The sequence below is a fragment of the Streptomyces sp. NPDC051576 genome (assembly GCF_040681835.1).
Taxonomy (GTDB): domain Bacteria; phylum Actinomycetota; class Actinomycetes; order Streptomycetales; family Streptomycetaceae; genus Streptomyces.
Map to the genome: position 1 here is coordinate 121,097 of NZ_JBFAZO010000010.1, position 18,424 is coordinate 139,520.

Here is an 18,424-nt window from a genome sequence, read left to right on the forward strand (position 1 = left end):
CGGTGGTGCTGGAGCTGAAGATCAGCTGCCGTTGAAGGTGCCGGTCTTCACGGCCTTCCAGGCGCCGTTCTCGACCTGGTAGACGGTGAGCTGCTTGTTCTCGGTGTCGCCGTACTGGTCGAAGGAGACCTTGCCGGAGATGCCTTCGAAGTTGGACTTCTGTACGGCGGCGACGACCTTGGAGCGGAGGTCGTTGCCGGAGGGCAGCTTGTCGCTGTTGCCGTCCTTGACGGCCTTCACGGCCTTGATGATGGCGGTGGCGGCGTCGTAGGCGTAGGCACCGTAGGCGCCGTAGTCACCCTTGTAGCCCTTGGCCTTGTAGGTCGCGATGAACTGCTTGGCGGCGGGCAGGGTGTCGGCGGGGACGCCGACGGAGGTGGCGAGGTCGCCTTCGGCGGCCTTGCCGGCGGTCTGGATGTAGGTGCTGGCGAACATGCCGTCACCGCCGAACAGCGGGATGTTGACGCCGGCGCCCTTGAGCTGCTTGGTGATCTTCTCCGACTCGTCGTACTGGCCACCGTAGTAGAGCAGGTCGGCGCCGGAGTTCTTGATCTTGGTGACGAGGGAGCTGAAGTCCGTGTCGCCGGTGTTGACGTGGTCGGTGCCCGCGACGGAGCCGCCGAGCTTCTTGAAGGCGCTGTTGAAGATCCCGGCCAGGCCGGCGCCGTAGGTCTGCTTGTCGTCGACTACGAAGACCTTCTTCTTCTTGAGGCCGTTGTACGCGTAGTCGGCGGCGAAGGAACCCTGGAGGGCGTCGGTGGTGGCGGTGCGGAAGTACGTCTTGTACGGCCGCGTCTTGCTGGTCCGCCAGTTCTTGCCCTGGGTCAGGGAGGGGTCTGTGTTCGACGGCGAGATCTCGACCATGTCGGCCGAGGAGAACACCTGCTGCATCGACTGGGCGACGCCGGAGTTCAGCGGGCCGACGGCGCCGACGACGTTGGTGTCACCGGTGAAGGAGGTGGCGTTGGACTGGCCGGTGGCGGGCTGGGCCTTGTCGTCCAGGGCCTTGACCTTGAACTTGACGCCGGGGACCCAGTTGTTCTTGTTGGCGTCGTCGACGGCGATCTGGACGCCGTACTGGATGCCGAGACCGGTGGTGGAGTTCTCACCGGACAGCGGGGCGTCGACACCGATGGTCAGGGTGGTCGACCCGCTGTCGCTGTTGCTGCCGCTGTCCCGGGAGCCGCACGCGGTGAGGGTCAGAGCTCCGGTCGTGAGAACGGAGGTCAGTATCACCAAAGAACGCTGTCGCACAATCAGTCCTTTCCGCAGGCACAGTCGCCCCCGTTTGGAGCGGCAAGGTGCTGCGCTGGTACCCAACTCCCGATGGAGCGGTGACTGGCCGTGACTCTAAGCCCGGTCTGTGGGCATGGGCATCGTCGTGAGCTGGCTTGTGACTTTCTTGTTATGACGTGTCGGTTGGCGGGCTTCATGGAGGGTGGGTCTCGGCCGGTTTGGCGGAATTCAGCCGAGGTCCACATTTTGAGAACCTGCACTTCCGCTTGGCCGTGGGCCTGGCCTGGCGTTTGTCGTGCCACAGGCCCTGTGGAGGAGCCGGGAAAGGTCCTTGGAGTAGGCGCTGCCGAAGATGAAACTGTGGTGTTGTATTGCGCGCGTGTTACGCAGCGTTACGTCCAGAAAGGCGAGGTCCGCATTCAGGGGCAGTCCCGAACAGTCGGAAACCGATATCTGCACGGTGACGCGGTGGGTCACGCCGGTGCGGACGGTGAAGGACGGTTCGGGTACGGCCTGGGCGTCGAGTCCGTCGAAGGCCGCGCCGATGACGCGGATGGCGACGGGGGGCCCGCTGTCCACGGTCACCGCGAAGCGGAAGAAACCGGTTGTGGTGGGGGAGTCGGTGGTCTGCGCGAGTCCGGTGTAGCGCCATTCGGTGACGTTCGCCGGCCAGGGCACGACCGGGGCCGGGACGCTGTGCCCGTGGGCGGTCGGCAGGAGGACGGCTCCGGCGGCCACGGCGGCGGCCGTGGCCGCCGCGAGCGCGGCCTTGCGGGTGCGCGGCGACAGGGTGTGCCAACGGTCCGTCAGGCGGGGCCGGTCGCCGCCGATGACTTCGTAACTCCCGTCCGCCTCGGGGGAGTCGACGGATTCGACGGGCCCGATACCGCTCATGCCGACAGCCTCATGGGAAAACGGTAGGGGAGCGGACGGGGGTGGGGAAGGCGGGGGTGCGGCCGCCGCCCGGGATCGGCCGATTTCAGCTCGCGACGGCCGCGGGGATTCCGTCGCCGGGCTTCACGTCCCGCAGCAGACAGGTCAGCCGCGCGGTGCAGACGCGCCGCCCGTCCTCGTCACTGATCACGATCTCGTACGTCGCCGTCGACCGGCCCCGGTGCACGGGGGTGGCCACGCCGGTCACCAGGCCGGAGCGGGCGCCGCGGTGGTGGGTGCAGTTCAGGTCGACGCCGACGGCGATCTTCGAGCTGCCGCCGTGCAGCATGGACCCGAGCGAACCCAGGGTCTCGGCCAGTACGGCGGACGCGCCGCCGTGCAGCAGTCCGTAGGGCTGGGTGTTCCCCTCGACCGGCATGGTGCCGACGACGCGCTCGGCGGACGCCGTCACGATCTCCACGCCCATCCGGGTACCGAGGTACCCCGCCGAGAACAGGGCCATCAGGTCGATGCCCAGAGCCGTGTACTCGTCGATGACGTCCTGCGGGAACTTCCCTTGCTGCTGCTCGCCCATGGGGCCTGCTCCGTTCGTCGTACGCCTGGGTGGACCTGACGGCTGAGCAAACGCTCAGTCGGTGGCCGATTGTTCCAGACGTACGACGACGGACTTGCTGGCCGGGGTGTTGCTGGTGTCCGCGGTGGCGTCCAGCGGGACCAGGACGTTGGTCTCGGGGTAGTAGGCGGCGGCGCACCCCCGCGCGGTCGGATAGTGCACGACCCGGAAACCGGGCGCCCGCCGCTCCACACCGTCCTTCCACTCACCGACCAGGTCGACGTACGACCCGTCGGCCACGCCGAGCCTGCGGGCGTCCTCCGGGTGCACCAGTACGACCCGGCGGCCGTTCTTGATGCCCCGGTAGCGGTCGTCGAGGCCGTAGATGGTGGTGTTGTACTGGTCGTGCGAGCGCAGCGTCTGCAACAGCAGCCGCCCCTCCGGCAGTTCGGGGTACTCGATCGGCGCGGCGGTGAAGTTGGCCTTGCCGGTGGCGGTCGGGAAACGGCGCTCGTCGCGCGGGGCGTGCGGCAGGGCGAAGCCGCCCGGGTGCGCGACACGCGCGTTGAAGTCCTCGAAACCGGGGACCACGCGCGCGATGCGGTCGCGGATCGTCGCGTAGTCCTTCTCGAACTCCTCCCAGGGCGTGCGGGATTCCTCGCCGAGGACCCGGCGGGCGAGGCGGCACACGATGGCCGGCTCGGACAGCAGGTGGGTGCTCGCGGGCTCCAGGCGGCCGTGCGAGGCGTGCACCATGCCCATGGAGTCCTCGACGGTCACAACCTGCTCGCCGCCGCCCTGGAGATCGCGCTCCGTGCGGCCCAGGGTGGGCAGGATCAGGGCACGCGCGCCCGTGACCGCGTGCGAGCGGTTGAGCTTCGTCGACACGTGCACGGTGAGCCTGGCGCGCCGCATGGCGGCCTCGGTGACCTCGGTGTCGGGGGAGGCGGACACGAAGTTGCCGCCCATCGCGAAGAACACCTTCGCGTCGCCGTCGCGCAGCGCGCGGATCGCGGCGACCACGTCGTAGCCGTGCTCGCGCGGCGGGGCGAAGCCGAACTCCTTCTCCAGGGCGTCCAGGAAGGCGGGCGCCGGGCGCTCGAAGATGCCCATGGTGCGGTCGCCCTGCACGTTGCTGTGGCCGCGCACCGGGCACACGCCCGCGCCGGGGCGGCCGATGTTGCCGCGCAGCAGAAGGAAGTTGACGACCTCGCGGATGGTCGGGACGGCGTGCTTGTGCTGGGTGAGGCCCATCGCCCAGCACACGATGGTGCGCTCCGAGGCGAGCACCATCGCGAGGGCCTTCTCGATCTCCGGGCGGGTCAGCCCGGTCGCAAGGAGCGTCTCGTCCCAGTCGGCCGCGCGCGCGGCGGCGGCGAACTCCTCGTACCCATGGGTGTGCTCGTCGACGAAGGTCTGGTCGACGGCACCCTCCGTCTCCAGGATGAGCTTGTTGAGCAGACGGAAAAGGGCCTGGTCGCCGCCGATGCGGATCTGCAGGAACAGATCGGTGAGGGCGGCGCCCTTGAGCATGCCCTGCGGGGTCTGGGGGTTCTTGAACTTCTCCAGGCCCGCCTCGGGGAGCGGGTTGACGCTGATGATCTTCGCGCCGTTGGCCTTGGCCTTCTCCAGGGCGGAGAGCATCCGGGGGTGGTTGGTGCCCGGGTTCTGCCCGGCGACGATGATCAGGTCGGCCTGGTAGAGGTCCTCCAGGAGGACGCTGCCCTTGCCGATGCCGATCGTCTCGTTCAGTGCGGAACCCGACGACTCGTGGCACATGTTCGAGCAGTCCGGCAGGTTGTTGGTGCCCAGCTCCCGCGCGAACAACTGGTACAGGAACGCGGCCTCGTTGCTGGTCCGGCCCGAGGTGTAGAAGAGGGCCTCGTCGGGGGAGCCGAGGGCGGCGAGCTCCTCGGCGACGATGTCGAACGCGCGCTCCCAGGTGACCGGTTCGTACCGCTCGCCCCCTTCGGGGAGATACATGGGATGCGTCAGCCGCCCCTGCTGTCCCAGCCAGTACCCGCTGCGCGTCGCGAGATCGGCCACCGGATGGGCCGCGAAGAACGCCGGGGTGACCCGGCGCAGGGTGGCCTCCTCGGCGACCGCCTTCGCCCCGTTCTCACAGAACTCCGCCGCGTGCCGGTGATCCGGCTCCGGCCAGGCGCAGCCCGGGCAGTCGAACCCGTCCTTCTGATTGACCCGCAGCAGCGTCAGCGCGGTGCGCTTCACACCCATCTGCTGCTGAGCGATCCGCAGCGTGTGCCCGATCGCCGGGAGGCCGGCGGCAGCGTGCTTCGGCTCGGTGACCTGCGGCGAGTCCTGGACCGGATCACCCTTGGGCGGCTTCGTGGCCATCGCGGCCTCTCCTTCGCTGGCACCTGTGAGCTATGTCTACGATCCTCGCACGCGGGGGTGACAACGCGGAGATCGGTTCGGTTGGTTCGATGGGGGTGCTGCTGCGAGGGGGCGGGGAGAAGTCGTCCGCGTCGCCGTGATGGGCGGGGTCGCTCGGTCGGACCGTTCTTTGCCACGGCGGGCCGGGCCGAATCCGCCCGCGTCGGCTGCCGCGACGCCGGCTTCCGGCGCGGGGATCGTGACCGTCTGGGCGGCCGTCGTTTCCTTCTGCGGCCGTTGCCGCGACGGCGACCGGGCTCACCGCCTCCGCCGTCGCCACGTCGGCCTTCCGGCGCGGGGACCGTGGCCTTCCGGGCGCTGAGGCGATCAGGGGTGGTTTGGCTCCGGCAGTGGCCTCCGGGGCCGGCGTCGCTCGCTCCCGCGGTCGGCGCCGCGGCGATCACCGGCCCACCGCTTCTGCCCCCGACCCCGCCTCGCGCGCTCGCCGCCACAGGTTGCGCCCCCTCGACGCCGCCGCCGTGACCCCGACTGTCAGTGGGGCGTGGCAGGATCGGGGGCGTGGCAGAGACAGCATCGAAGAAGACCGACAAGACCTCCGGCGGAGACCGTCCACGGCTGATGCTGATGGACGGGCACTCGCTGGCCTACCGCGCGTTCTTCGCGCTGCCCGCGGAGAATTTCACGACCGCGACGGGCCAGCCGACGAACGCGATCTACGGCTTCGCGTCGATGCTGGCCAACACCCTGCGCGACGAGGCGCCCACGCACTTCGCGGTGGCCTTCGACGTGTCCCGCAAGACCTGGCGCTCCGAGGAGTTCACGGAGTACAAGGCGAACCGCTCCAAGACCCCGGACGAGTTCAAGGGCCAGGTCGAGCTGATCGGCGAGCTGCTCGACGCGATGCATGTGTCGCGGTTCGCGATCGACGGCTTCGAGGCCGACGACGTCATCGCCACGCTCGCCACCCAGGCCGAGGCCGAGGGCTTCGACGTGCTGATCGTCACCGGCGACCGCGACTCCTTCCAGCTCGTGTCCGAGCACACCACGGTGCTCTACCCGACGAAGGGCGTCTCCGAGCTGACCCGGTTCACTCCGGAGAAGGTCGTCGAGAAGTACGGGTTGACGCCCGCCCAGTACCCCGACTTCGCGGCCCTGCGCGGCGACCCGTCCGACAACCTCCCGGGCATCCCCGGCGTCGGCGAGAAGACCGCCGCGAAGTGGATCAACCAGTTCGGTTCGTTCGCCGAGTTGGTCGAGCGCGTCGACGAGGTCAAGGGCAAGGCCGGACAGAACCTCCGCGACCACCTGGACGCGGTCAAGCTCAACCGCCGGCTGACCGAGATGGTCAAGGACGTCGAGCTGCCGAAGACGGTCGTCGACCTGGAGCGCGCTCCGTACGACCGCACGGCCGTCGCGATGGTTCTCGACACCCTGGAGATCCGCAACCCCTCGTTGCGCGAGCGCCTGCTGGCCGTCGACCCCGGCACCGAGGAGGCCGACGCGACCCCGGCCGCCGCGAGCGGTGTCGCGGTCGACGGCTCGGTCCTCGGCACCGGCGAACTGACCGGCTGGCTCGCCGACTACGGCACGGAACCCCTCGGCGTCGCCACCGTCGACACCTGGGCGCTCGGCACCGGCTCGGTGACCGAGGTCGCGCTCGCCACCGCCGGGGGAGAGGCCGCCTGGTTCGACCCGGCCGAGCTGGACGAGAGCGACGAGAACGCGTTCGCGACCTGGCTGTCGGACGCCGACCGTCCCAAGGTGTTCCACAACGCCAAGGGCGCGATGCGGGTCTTCGCCGAGCACGGCTGGACGATCGCCGGCATCTCCATGGACACCGCGCTCGCCGCCTACCTGGTCAAGCCCGGCCGCCGCTCCTTCGACCTGGACGCGCTGTCCCTGGAGTACCTCGGCCGGGAGCTGGCCCCGGCGGCCACGGCCGACGGACAGTTGGCCTTCGGCGCGGACGACGGCGCCGAGGCGGACGCCCTGATGGTGCAGGCCCGCGCGATCCTCGACCTGGGAACCGCCTTCGGGGAGCGCCTCCAGGAGGTCGGCGCGGCGGACCTGCTCCGTGACATGGAGCTGCCCACCTCGATCCTGCTCGCCCGCCTGGAGCGGTCCGGCATCGCCGCCGACAAGGCCCACCTCGAAGCCATGGAGCAGATGTTCGCCGGCGCCGTGCAGCAGGCGGTGAAGGAGGCGCACGCGGCGGCCGGGCACGAGTTCAACCTCGGCTCGCCCAAGCAGCTCCAGGAAGTCCTCTTCGGCGAACTCGGCCTGCCCAAGACCAAGAAGACGAAGACCGGCTACACGACCGACGCCGACGCCCTGGCCTGGCTCGCCAACCAGACGGACAACGAACTGCCGGTCATCATGCTCCGCCACCGCGAACAGGCGAAGCTGCGCGTCACCGTCGAGGGCCTGATCAAGACCATCGCGACGGACGGCCGTATCCACACCACCTTCAACCAGACGGTCGCGGCGACCGGCCGTCTCTCCTCCACCGACCCGAACCTGCAGAACATCCCGGTCCGCACGGACGAGGGCCGGGCGATCCGCCGGGGCTTCGTGGTGGGTGAGGGCTTCGAGTCCCTGATGACCGCGGACTACAGCCAGATCGAGCTGCGTGTGATGGCCCATCTCTCCGAGGACGAGGGCCTGTTGGAGGCGTTCACCTCGGGCGAGGACCTGCACACCACGGTCGCCTCCCAGGTGTTCTCCGTCGAGGGTCCCGCGGTGGACGCGGAGATGCGCCGCAAGATCAAGGCGATGTCGTACGGCCTCGCCTACGGCCTGTCCGCCTTCGGCCTCTCCCAGCAGTTGAACATCGACGCGGGCGAGGCACGGGTCCTGATGGACACGTACTTCGAGCGCTTCGGCGGTGTACGGGACTATCTGCGCCGCGCGGTCGACGAGGCGCGGGCGACGGGCTACACGGCGACGCTCTTCGGCCGTCGCCGCTACCTCCCCGACCTCAACAGCGACAACCGCCAACGCCGCGAGGCCGCCGAGCGGATGGCCCTCAACGCACCGATCCAGGGCACCGCGGCGGACATCGTCAAGCTGGCCATGCTCAAGGTGGACAGCGCCCTGCGCGAGGCCGGCCTCAAGTCCCGCATGCTCCTCCAGGTCCACGACGAAATCGTCCTCGAAATCGCCCCCGGCGAGCGAGCGGCCACGGAAGAACTCGTCCGCCACGAAATGGCGGGCGCGGTACACCTCCGAGCACCCCTCGACGTCTCGGTGGGCGTGGGCCCGGACTGGGAATCGGCCGCGCACTAGCCTCCGGCGGTTGGGCGGGGGAGGTGCGTATCCCGAGCGAGCTTTCGACAGAGCTCACCTGGATCAGCCCCCCCGCTGCAACCGGCCGGCACACCCCCCTCGGCAACAGAAACTCCCCGCCCAACCCCCGGAGGGCCCGTCACCCGCGTGGCCCCCGCGAAGGCGCCCCCCGCCGCCGGTGACCGTAAGGATGCGGGCATGGGTATACGCATGCTCCATCGCCGGTCGGGCCGGGCGCGGACCCGGATGCAGGCAGCCGACGCCGCTGCCGCCCAGGTCACGCCCCGTCCGCCGGTCCCGGCCTTCGCGGCCGGCGCAAGCACCGCCCGCATCCCCGCCGACCTCGCCATGGCCGTCCGGCACACGGCCGCAGGGCTACGGCGCCGCCTCACACGCCGGGACGACACGGACGTGGATCCCCGAGAACAGGCCAGACACCCACAGGGGCCGGCCATCGCCCCCAGCGGCACCCCCGTCTGGCGCCTGTGGGCGGACCTGGGCCGCAGCTACCTGGATCTCGTCCTCACCCGGCTCCCGAGGTCACGCTCCGTGCACACCATGACGGTGTTCATCGCGACCCCGCCGGACGGCTCCGCCCCGCGCTGACCTCGTCCGGGTCGCCGCCGGGCACCCCGGCCGCCGCGGGACGCCGTAGGCGGACGCCCACGGCGTACAGCAGTACGCCAAGGACCAGCCCGGCGCCCGCCCCGAAGCACAGCGTCGGGATCAGGTCCCAGACGCTTGCCGTCGAACCCCAGTAGGCCCACCAGCGGGACGCCCGCTCCGCCGCCGCCACCAGGGCGCAGCCTCCGAGGACGACCCCGGCCGCCCACCGGTCCCGTACCGACAGCACCGGTACCCCCACCGGTGCGGCGGCCGGAATCCGTCGTAGCGCACGCACCACGAACACCGTGATCACCAGCGCGCCGACGGCCGAACTGCCGTACTGGAGAGCCGAGAACAACGGCCTGCCGCCCACCGTGCGGTCGAGGACGGGAAACAGCCGTACGCCCCACCGGTCGTGGTGCGTGAACGCGTCCCACACGACATGGGTCAGCCCGCCGAGGACCGCGGAGACGTACCACCAGGCGGCCAGTGACGGGGTCGCACGCGCGCGTGGGGCGCCGCAGCGCAGCAGGGTCGCCGTCCGGGGCCGGCGGGTGCGCGGCAGCAGGGCCACCAGGGGCTCGCGCAGCACCAGCCACAGGCCGACCGTCGTCCACGCGATGAGGACGTCGACCGTGAAGACGCCCGGGATGGAGTGCGTGACGTTCCCGAACTCCATCGCCCCGGGGACCGCGCTCGCCGCGTAGTAGGTCATGTCGGGGGCGAAGGAGCCCGCCACCAGCACCGCCGGCACCAGCCGGCCGCGCCCTCTTCCGTCGCCGCGCACGGCGGGCAGTACGGCGGCGGCGTGACTCAAGGTGAACGGCAACAGGGCTCCTCGTAGGAGACATCGGCATATGGCCAACCGGTGAATAACGGTCACCAACGGGTGCCCGTGCAAAGCAAGTTGTCGTAGGGTCGCCTGGGTCCCCGCGCAGGGGGGAACGCGGTCGAACGGAAGTGCGGAGCAAGCGTACAGAACATCCGAAAAGCACCACGAGGGCAACCTGTGACGTGGCTCGACCGTCACAACAGGCGCAGAGGCAACAGACAAGGACGGGCGCTCGGGCGTCCCTGGGAGGGGTTCACTCCATGACGGCGCATTTCGGCAGGCGGCTGCGCAAGGGTGCGGCGACGACAGCGGTGGCCGCGGCAGCGGTCGCGGCACTGTCCGCGTCCCAGGCTCCGGCGGTGACCGGCAGCGACAGAGCGACCGCCGCCGGCCAGGCGACGTCCGACGGGAGCACCGAGCACAGCGCCACCGGAGACTCGCCGTACTACACGGACCTCCCGCCGCTCAGCAGCCCCAGCCCGAGCCCGAGTTCGAGCCAGCCGCCGACCATAGGAACCCCGGTCTCGATCGGTGAGGCGGAGGCGGGCATCCCCGCGACCGTCCTCGACGCCTACAAGAAGGCCGAGGCCGAACTCGCCCAGTCGAAGCCCGGCTGCAACCTGCCCTGGCAACTCCTCGCCGCCATCGGCAAGGTCGAGTCGGGCCAGGCGCGCGGCGGCCAGGTCGACGCGAACGGCACCACGACCTCCAAGATCCTGGGCCCCACGCTCGACGGCAACGGCTTCGCGCTCATCAAGGACACCGACAACGGCCAGTACGACGGCAACAGCCAGTACGACCAGGCCGTCGGCCCCATGCAGTTCATCCCGTCGACCTGGGCGTGGGCGGGCCGTGACGGCAACGGCGACGGGGTCAAGGACCCCAACAACGTCTACGACGCCGCGCTCGCCGCAGGCCACTACCTGTGCCGCAACGACTGGAACATGTCGACCACCGCGGGCCTGCACAGCGCGATCCTCAGCTACAACAACTCGCAGGACTACCTGAACACGGTCCTGTCGTGGCTGGAGTACTACCGCAAGGGCACCCACTCGGTCCCGGACGGCACGGGCACCGTGTCCACCGGCCGAAGCGACGACAACTCCGGGGCGAGTTCCACGCCTTCGCACTCGTCGTCGACTCCGTCGACCTCGTCGCCGACCCCCACCACGCCGGCCACCTCGTCGCCGACTCCGACGCCCACGCCGACCCCGACGCCGACCCCCACCGACACGGTGGCCAAGCTGGCGGACGCGGGCACGGCGAAGCTGACCGCGATGGCGGGCGACCAGTTCAGCAAGAAGATCAGCACGAGCGCCAGGACCTCGGCCGGCAAGGCCGTCGCCAAGGTCAGGATCCGGTTCACGATCGTCGGGACCACGGACGCCACGTTCACCGGCGGCGAGAAGGTCGCCACGGTTGTCACCAACGCCTCCGGCGTGGCCGTCGCCCCGGCCCTCCAGGCCGGTGAGACGACCGGTGACTTCACCGTCCGCGCCACCGTCCTCGGCCGTACGGTCACCGGTCTCGACTACACGGCCAGCGTCACGCCCCGGGTCGCCGACACCCTCGCCCGCACCAGCACCACCGCGCTGACCTGCACCGCGGGCGGCGAGTTCGCCGACCAGGTCGAGGTGAAGGCCAGCTACAACGGCGCGGTCGCCGACAAGGTCGCGGCCACCGCGACCCTCATCAAGGCCGCGGACGACGCCACCGAGAACGACAAGGGCCCCTACTTCAAGGACGCGGACGGCAAGACCGTACGCACCCTCACCGGCCTGGCCACGGACGCCGACGGCCTCCTGAAGCTGCCGAAGCTGTACGCCGACGACACCACCGGCACCTTCCTGCTCAGGATCACCACCACGGGCGGCGCGACCCTCACGGTCGAACTGACCGTGACGGCGGCGACCGCCACCTCCTCGCCGAGCCCGAGCACTTCGGCCGACCCGAGCGCGTCGGCATCGACGTCGGCATCGGCATCGCCGAGCGCGTAGTCCCGCCGCGCGACTCTGTGACGAGGGCGCCCCTCCGCTTCGGCGGGCGGGCGCCCTCGTACGTGTGCAACGTGTTCTCATCTCGCGCGCGCGTTGCTACGGTGCCCGACCTGACGACCTATCAGTTCCTGTCTGTCGGGAGGCCGGCATGCGTGCCCTGATCGCCGCCACGACCGGACTCGTGCTCGCGTTCGCGCTGGTCCTGACCATCACCGCGATGGGCTCGCCGATGGGCAAGACCTCCCCGAAACCGCTGCTGACGACGGTGCCCGCACACCCGTAAACGTTTGCGCAAGCGTTTACGCGCGTGTTCAACCGCCAGGGAAGGAGGCCGAGTTGCACCGCAAGGCCAGCCTGATCCTGCTCGCCCTCGCCGTGTTCTTCACGGCGCTGTCCCCGCTGATCCGGTGGTACGCCTTCCCGCGCCTGGCCAAGATCCCGGCGAACCAGTACCAGGACATGGTCCTGGAGGCGAAGAACGCCACCCTCCTCGACTACGGCACCATGCAGGCCAAGACGGTCCCCAAGGTCACCATCGTGCAGACCCTCAAGGGCGACGTCGAAGCCGCCAAGAAGATCGACAAGACCGCCGGCCGGGACGTCGTCGTCTGGGACGGTCTGTCCTACGTCCAGGGCCCCGACGGCAAGATGGTCTCCTCGATCCCCGAGCGCTACATCTTCGACGCGCACAGCCAGGAGCCCGTCCACGCCACCGGCGAGATGGTCGACGGCGACCCGGTCAAGCGGGACGGCATCGAGTTCAAGTGGCCGTTCCTGACCCAGAAACGGGACTACGAGTACTTCGACGCGCAGACCCGCACCACCAACCCCATCCACTACAAGGGCACTCAGAACTTCCGCGGCGTCAAGGTCTACTACTTCGAGCAGACCATCCCCTGGACCAAGGTCCCCTTCCCGAAGACGATGCCCGTCAAGGGCATCACCCCGGAGTCGGTCGCCAAGACGGGCACCACCCGCTGGTACACCACGGTCCGCAAGTTCTGGGTGGAACCCGTCACCGGAGCACCGGTCTACGGCGAGGAGATCCACAAGGAGGAACTGCGCGGCGGCACCCTCCTGGGCGGCCGCGCGAAGGTGACGGCGTTCGCCGGCGACGTGAAGATGCGCGAGGACTACATCAAGCACACCGTCGCCCTGGTGAAGTCCAACCGCACCCTCGTCCTGCTGATGGTCTCCTACCTCCCCTGGGGCTTCCTGAGCCTCGGCATCCTCCTGCTGGCCCTCTCCCTCTACCTGGAGGCCCGCAGCAGGCGTCCAGGGGACCCCGCCCCCACCGAGGTCCACGAACCGGAACCGGTCACCGCCTGAGCCGCGCGTTGGTGAACCGCGTGGCCTCGGCGGTCGCCGGGTCCTCGGGCCACGGATGCTTCGGATACCGCCCCCGCAGCTCGGCCCGAACGCCCCGGTAACCGTCCTTCCAGAAGGAGGCCAGATCGGCGGTCACGGCGGCCGGCCGCCCGGCGGGGGACAGCAGATGCACGAGCACCGGCACCCCGGCGACCTCCGGTGACTCCTGGAGCCCGAACATCTCCTGCAACTTCACGGCGAGCACGGGCTGTTCGGCATTCCCGTAGTCGATCCGCACCCTCGACCCGCTCGGCACCGAGAACCGCTCCGGAGCCAACTCGTCCAACCGCCCCGCGTCCCCCGAGGCCCACGGCAACAACCGCCGCAACGCCTGCCCCGCCTCGATCCGCCCCAGATCACTCCGCCGCCGGGCCCGCCCCAACTCCGGCTCCAACCACTCCTCCACGCGCGCGTGCAGCGCCTCGTCGGACACGTCGGGCCAGGGCTCACCGACATGCAGACGCAGAAACGCCAGCCGCTGCCGCAACACCTGGGCATCCGCCGACCACCGCAGCAGCCCGAACCCCTCCTGCCGCAGCCCTTCGACCAGCGCATCCCGTACGGCGACGGGGTCGGCGTCCTTGAGCGGCCGCACCGCCAACTCGACCGCCCCGAGCCGCTCGACACGCCGGGCCACGACGTCACCGCCGGCCCAGTGCACCTCGTCCACCTCGCTGAGCAACGCCCCGGCCGCGAACCGGGCGACATCCTCGTCGACGACGGCCCCGAGCTGCACGCGTGCGTGCCCCTTGCCGATAGGCCGGTCGGCGACGGCCACGGCGATCCAGGGGGCGCCCCGGAGGGCACTGCCCTCGCCGACCTCGGCACGGGTACCGGAGACGAGGAGATAGGAACCACCGTCGGCCTTGGCGACTCGCTCGGGATAGGCGAGGGCGGCGACGAGTCCGACGAGTGAGTCGTCGTTTTTGGCGGTTCCTTCCATTGGACGGGAGTTGGGTGGGCGGGAAATTTCTTCTCCCGCGGACCGCAGCCGCCGAACCTCCGCACGCCACCGCCCGGCATAGGCGTCACCCCCACGCCGGGCAAGCCGCAGAGCCCCGGCAAGATCATCTCCGTACGACCGCGGAGCCTCCTCGCTGAGCAGCGCGACAACCTCCGCACCCGCCGCACCCGCGTCCAACAACGCCCGCCCCAGTCGGGGATGCAACCCCAGCCGGGCCAACCGCGCCCCGCGCTCAGTGGCCCGCCCGACGGAGTCGACCGCGCCCACCGCCGCCAGAACACCCCGCGCCGCCGCCATCGCCCCGGAGGGAGGCGCGTCCAGCAACGCCAGCCCGGACGCGTCAGGATCGCCCCAGCACGCCGTCTGGAGGGCGAACGCCGTCAGGTCGGCCACCTTGATCTCCGGTGCCGGAAAAGGCGGCAGACGGGCGTCCTCGGCCTCCGCCCAGCAGCGGTACACCGCCCCCGGCGCCTCCCGCCCGGCCCGCCCCGCCCGCTGCCGTCCGGCCGCCTGCGAGGCCCGTACCGTCGCGAGCGCGCTCAGCCCGCGCGCGTGATCGACCCGCGGCTCCCGCGCCAGCCCGGAGTCGACGACCAGCCGTACACCGGGAACCGTCAGCGACGACTCCGCCACCGACGTCGCCAGCACCACCCGCCGACGTACCCCCGGGGACAGCACAGCGTCCTGTACGGCGGCAGGTGCCCGCCCGTGCACCTGGAGGACTTCGACGTCACCGAGGTTGCCCAACTGCCCCGCGACACGGGCGATCTCGCCCACGCCCGGCAGAAAACACAGCACGTCCCCGTCCCGCTCGGCCAGCGCCCGCCGCACCGTCGACGCCACATGCGTGAGCAGTGCCGGGTCCACCCGCATCCCGTGCGGCGGCCGGACCGGACGTACCGGCGGGGTCCACACGACCTCCACCGGGTACGCGACGCCCTCCGCCTCGACCACCGGCGCACCGCCCAACAGCCGGGCCCACCCCTGCGCGTCGGTGGTCGCGGACGCCGCGACCAGCCGCAACTCGGGCCGCAGCGCCTCCCGTACGTCGACCAGGAAGGCGGCCACGGTGTCCGCGTCCAGGTGCCGCTCGTGGCACTCGTCCAGGACGACTACGTCGACGTCCGTCAATTCCTGGTCCCGTTGCAGCCGTTGGAGCAGCACACCGGTCGTGACGACCTCCACGCGTGCGTGCCGTCCGACGACCCGCTCCCCGCGCACGGTGTACCCGACGCTCTCCCCGACCTTCTCGCCCAGCAGCCACGCCATCCGCCGGGCCGCCGCCCGTGCCGCGATCCGCCGCGGTTCGGCGACGACCACCCGCCGCGCGGGACCCTCTCCCAGCAGCCCGGCCAGCGCGAGCGGCACCAGCGTCGTCTTGCCGGTGCCGGGGGGCGCGACGAGCACCGCGGCACCGCCCGCCTCCAGAGCGGCGTCGAGTCCGGGCAGGGCACTGCGGACGGGCAGCGCGTCGAGGGCGTCGTAGCGGATCACGACCCCAGTGTCGTACGGCCTCCGGAACGACCTCCACGCGCGCGTGCCCGCTCTTCCGTCAGTCGCGTTCGCACACGAAGATCGTCGTCCCCGGGATCAGGTTGCCGCGCAGCGGCGACCAGCCGCCCCACTCGGCCGTGTTCCAGGACGGCCACTCCGGCTCGACCAGATCCACCAGGCGCAGGTCCGCCGCCACGATGTCCCGGACGCGGTCACCGAGCGTCCGGTGGTGTTCCACGTAGACCGCGTGGCCGTCGTCGTCCTGCTCGACGTACGGCGTGCGGTCGAAGTACGAGGCCGAGACCGTCAGTCCCTCGGGGCCCGGCTCGTCCGGGAACGCCCAGCGGAACGGGTGCGTGGTCGAGAAGACGAACCGGCCGCCCGGCCGCAGCACCCGGCGCACCTCGCGCAGCACCAGCACCGGGTCGGCGACGAACGGGAGCGCCCCGTACGCCGAGCAGGCCAGGTCGAAGGAGCTGTCCGCGAAGGGCAGCGCGCCCGCGTCGGCGCACACCAGAGGGAACGATCCGCCGATCCGCAACGCGTGCTGGAGCTGGCGGTGGGAGAGGTCCAGGGCGACGGGACGGGCGCCCTGGGCGGTCAGCCAGCGCGAGCACTGGGCCGCGCCGGCGCCGATCTCCAGGACGTCCTTGCCCTTCAGCTCCTCGGGCGGGCCGAGGAGCTCCGCCTCCACCTCGTCGAGACCCTCGGGGCCCCACACGAAGCGGTCGTCGCCGAGGAACGTGCCGTGCTCGACCTGGTAGTCGTCCGCGTTCCGGTCCCACCAGCCCCGGTTGGCGCGGGAACTCTCGGTGACGTCGGCGTCACGCCGGGTGGCTTCCGGTTCGAACGTATCGGGCTCTTGGATGATCGGCTCCCTCGTCGTACTCTTCCGTCACCTCTACGGTGCGGTCGTCCCGGCGGCGTCACTGAAGAGGTGCGTCAGGCATGCGTGGCCTCGCGGGACACGTTTTGTGCCGGGTATGCGGCGATCCGCCCCGGGTGTGCGCCTTCGCGCATTGACCCTGCCTGGCCGCCCCCGTATGCTACAAGTTGCGCTGCGGGCCTGCGCACCTCAGACGTAGCAGGTTGCGCTCGCATCTGTATGTATGTCCCCTCGGTTTTCGAGGCGCCACCGGACACCTGGTGTTCCGGATCGGCGCTTCCTTGGCTGTCCGGCCTTCTGCAGAGCGAAGCGAAAAAGGCTCTCGGCGTGAGCAGTACCTACGACTTCAATGTCCGTACCGGAGCCCTTTCCCACATGACGAGCAGCACCGAGACCACCGCCACCACCCCGCAGGTTGCGGTCAACGACATCGGTAACGAGGAAGCTTTCCTCGCCGCGATCGACGAGACGATCAAGTACTTCAACGACGGCGACATCGTCGACGGCGTCATCGTGAAGGTCGACCGGGACGAGGTCCTGCTCGACATCGGTTACAAGACCGAAGGTGTCATCCCGAGCCGCGAGCTCTCGATCAAGCACGACGTCGACCCGAACGAGGTCGTCAAGGTCGGCGACGAGATCGAAGCCCTTGTTCTCCAGAAGGAGGACAAGGAAGGCCGCCTGATCCTCTCGAAGAAGCGCGCCCAGTACGAGCGCGCGTGGGGCACCATCGAGAAGATCAAGGAAGAGGACGGCATCGTCACCGGTACCGTCATCGAGGTCGTCAAGGGTGGTCTCATCCTCGACATCGGCCTCCGCGGCTTCCTCCCGGCCTCCCTGGTCGAGATGCGCCGTGTTCGCGACCTCCAGCCCTACGTGGGCAAGGAGCTCGAGGCCAAGATCATCGAGCTGGACAAGAACCGCAACAACGTGGTCCTGTCCCGCCGTGCCTGGCTGGAGCAGACCCAGTCCGAGGTCCGCCAGACGTTCCTCACGACCCTCCAGAAGGGTCAGGTCCGCTCCGGTGTGGTCTCCTCGATCGTCAACTTCGGTGCCTTCGTGGACCTGGGTGGCGTCGACGGTCTGGTCCACGTCTCCGAGCTGTCCTGGAAGCACATCGACCACCCCTCCGAGGTTGTCGAGGTCGGCCAGGAAGTCACCGTCGAGGTCCTCGACGTCGACATGGACCGCGAGCGCGTCTCCCTGTCGCTGAAGGCGACCCAGGAAGACCCGTGGCAGCAGTTCGCCCGCACCCACCAGATCGGCCAGGTCGTGCCCGGCAAGGTCACGAAGCTGGTTCCGTTCGGTGCGTTCGTCCGCGTGGACGAGGGCATCGAGGGTCTGGTGCACATCTCCGAGCTGGCCGAGCGCCACGTGGAGATCCCGGAGCAGGTCGTCCAGGTCAACGACGAGATCTTCGTCAAGGTCATCGACATCGACCTTGAGCGTCGCCGGATCTCGCTGTCCCTGAAGCAGGCCAACGAGTCCTTCGGTGCCGACCCGGCCTCGGTCGAGTTCGACCCGACGCTCTACGGCATGGCCGCGTCGTACGACGACCAGGGCAACTACATCTACCCCGAGGGCTTCGACCCCGAGACCAACGACTGGCTCGAGGGCTACGAGACCCAGCGGGAGGCGTGGGAGCACCAGTACGCCGAGGCGCAGCAGCGCTTCGAGCAGCACCAGGCGCAGGTCATCAAGTCCCGCGAGGCCGACGCCCAGGCGGCGGCCGAGGGCGTCGACACCCCGGGTGCGGCTCCGGCCGCCGCCGGTGGCGGCGGCGGTTCGTACTCCTCCGAGGGTGCGGACACCTCCGGTGCGCTGGCGTCCGACGAGGCGCTCGCTGCCCTGCGTGAGAAGCTGGCCGGCGGCCAGAGCTGATCACTGAGCAGTAGCTCATGACTGAGGGGCCGTACCTTTCGGGGTACGGCCCCTCAGCCTTTTCCCAACTTGC

General features: G+C 70.1%; 13 protein-coding genes. 6 read left to right on the forward strand and 7 right to left on the reverse strand.

Annotation, left to right across the window (positions count from 1 at the left end):
* Window positions 1-21: 21 nt before the first annotated feature.
* The 4 genes from AB0M63_RS30140 to AB0M63_RS30155 all read right to left on the reverse strand — a co-directional run bounded on the left by AB0M63_RS30140 (window position 22) and on the right by AB0M63_RS30155 (window position 5,038).
* Window positions 22-1,239: a branched-chain amino acid ABC transporter substrate-binding protein gene (locus AB0M63_RS30140; RefSeq protein WP_355912684.1), complete on the reverse strand. Its 1,218-nt coding sequence runs from the start codon at window positions 1,237-1,239 to the stop codon at window positions 22-24.
* 225 nt (window positions 1,240-1,464) lie between these two features.
* The gene (locus tag AB0M63_RS30145; protein WP_366021652.1) at window positions 1,465-2,130 is read right to left on the reverse strand and encodes a hypothetical protein; all 666 of its coding nucleotides are present in this window, start codon (window positions 2,128-2,130) and stop codon (window positions 1,465-1,467) included.
* Window positions 2,131-2,215: 85 nt separating this feature from the next.
* A complete protein-coding gene (locus AB0M63_RS30150) occupies window positions 2,216-2,704 on the reverse strand; it encodes a hotdog fold thioesterase (protein ID WP_355912371.1) in 489 nt (162 codons plus the stop codon).
* A gap of 54 nt (window positions 2,705-2,758) precedes the next feature.
* The gene (locus tag AB0M63_RS30155) at window positions 2,759-5,038 is read right to left on the reverse strand and encodes an FdhF/YdeP family oxidoreductase (RefSeq protein WP_366021653.1); all 2,280 of its coding nucleotides are present in this window, start codon (window positions 5,036-5,038) and stop codon (window positions 2,759-2,761) included.
* Between the two features lie 558 nt (window positions 5,039-5,596).
* Between AB0M63_RS30155 and polA the strand changes: the two genes are divergently transcribed.
* The gene (gene polA, locus AB0M63_RS30160; protein WP_366021654.1) at window positions 5,597-8,323 is read left to right on the forward strand and encodes a DNA polymerase I; all 2,727 of its coding nucleotides are present in this window, start codon (window positions 5,597-5,599) and stop codon (window positions 8,321-8,323) included.
* A 198-nt stretch (window positions 8,324-8,521) separates the two neighbouring features.
* Window positions 8,522-8,929 carry a hypothetical protein gene (locus tag AB0M63_RS30165; protein ID WP_355912363.1) on the forward strand — a complete coding sequence of 136 codons (408 nt, stop codon included), beginning with the start codon at window positions 8,522-8,524 and terminating at the stop codon, window positions 8,927-8,929.
* On the opposite strand, the gene AB0M63_RS30170 is transcribed toward AB0M63_RS30165, so the two are convergent.
* Window positions 8,892-9,758 (reverse strand): DUF4184 family protein, encoded by an 867-nt coding sequence (locus AB0M63_RS30170; protein WP_366021655.1) that lies wholly within the window; start codon window positions 9,756-9,758, stop codon window positions 8,892-8,894. The two genes, AB0M63_RS30165 and AB0M63_RS30170, sit on opposite strands and share 38 nt — an antisense overlap.
* A gap of 263 nt (window positions 9,759-10,021) precedes the next feature.
* Here AB0M63_RS30170 and AB0M63_RS30175 point away from each other — a divergent pair, with 263 nt between their 5' ends.
* From AB0M63_RS30175 to AB0M63_RS30185, 3 genes are all read left to right on the forward strand, one after another.
* Window positions 10,022-11,758, forward strand: coding sequence for a lytic transglycosylase domain-containing protein (locus AB0M63_RS30175; protein ID WP_366021656.1), 1,737 nt, complete (start codon window positions 10,022-10,024; stop codon window positions 11,756-11,758).
* Window positions 11,759-11,906: 148 nt separating this feature from the next.
* A complete protein-coding gene (locus tag AB0M63_RS30180) occupies window positions 11,907-12,041 on the forward strand; it encodes an SPW_0924 family protein (RefSeq protein WP_019065298.1) in 135 nt (44 codons plus the stop codon).
* Window positions 12,042-12,094: 53 nt separating this feature from the next.
* A complete protein-coding gene (locus AB0M63_RS30185; protein WP_366021657.1) occupies window positions 12,095-13,087 on the forward strand; it encodes a DUF3068 domain-containing protein in 993 nt (330 codons plus the stop codon).
* Here AB0M63_RS30185 and hrpB read toward each other — a convergent pair.
* Together hrpB and AB0M63_RS30195 are read right to left on the reverse strand one after the other, a co-directional pair.
* The gene (gene hrpB / locus AB0M63_RS30190) at window positions 13,077-15,584 is read right to left on the reverse strand and encodes an ATP-dependent helicase HrpB (RefSeq protein WP_366021658.1); all 2,508 of its coding nucleotides are present in this window, start codon (window positions 15,582-15,584) and stop codon (window positions 13,077-13,079) included. The genes AB0M63_RS30185 and hrpB overlap by 11 nt on opposite strands.
* 58 nt (window positions 15,585-15,642) lie before the next feature.
* On the reverse strand, window positions 15,643-16,452 hold the full coding sequence (locus AB0M63_RS30195) for a class I SAM-dependent methyltransferase (protein WP_355912681.1): 810 nt from the start codon (window positions 16,450-16,452) through the stop codon (window positions 15,643-15,645).
* A gap of 393 nt (window positions 16,453-16,845) precedes the next feature.
* Between AB0M63_RS30195 and rpsA the strand changes: the two genes are divergently transcribed.
* A complete protein-coding gene (gene rpsA, locus AB0M63_RS30200) occupies window positions 16,846-18,351 on the forward strand; it encodes a 30S ribosomal protein S1 (protein WP_200690747.1) in 1,506 nt (501 codons plus the stop codon).
* Window positions 18,352-18,424 lie beyond the last annotated feature (73 nt).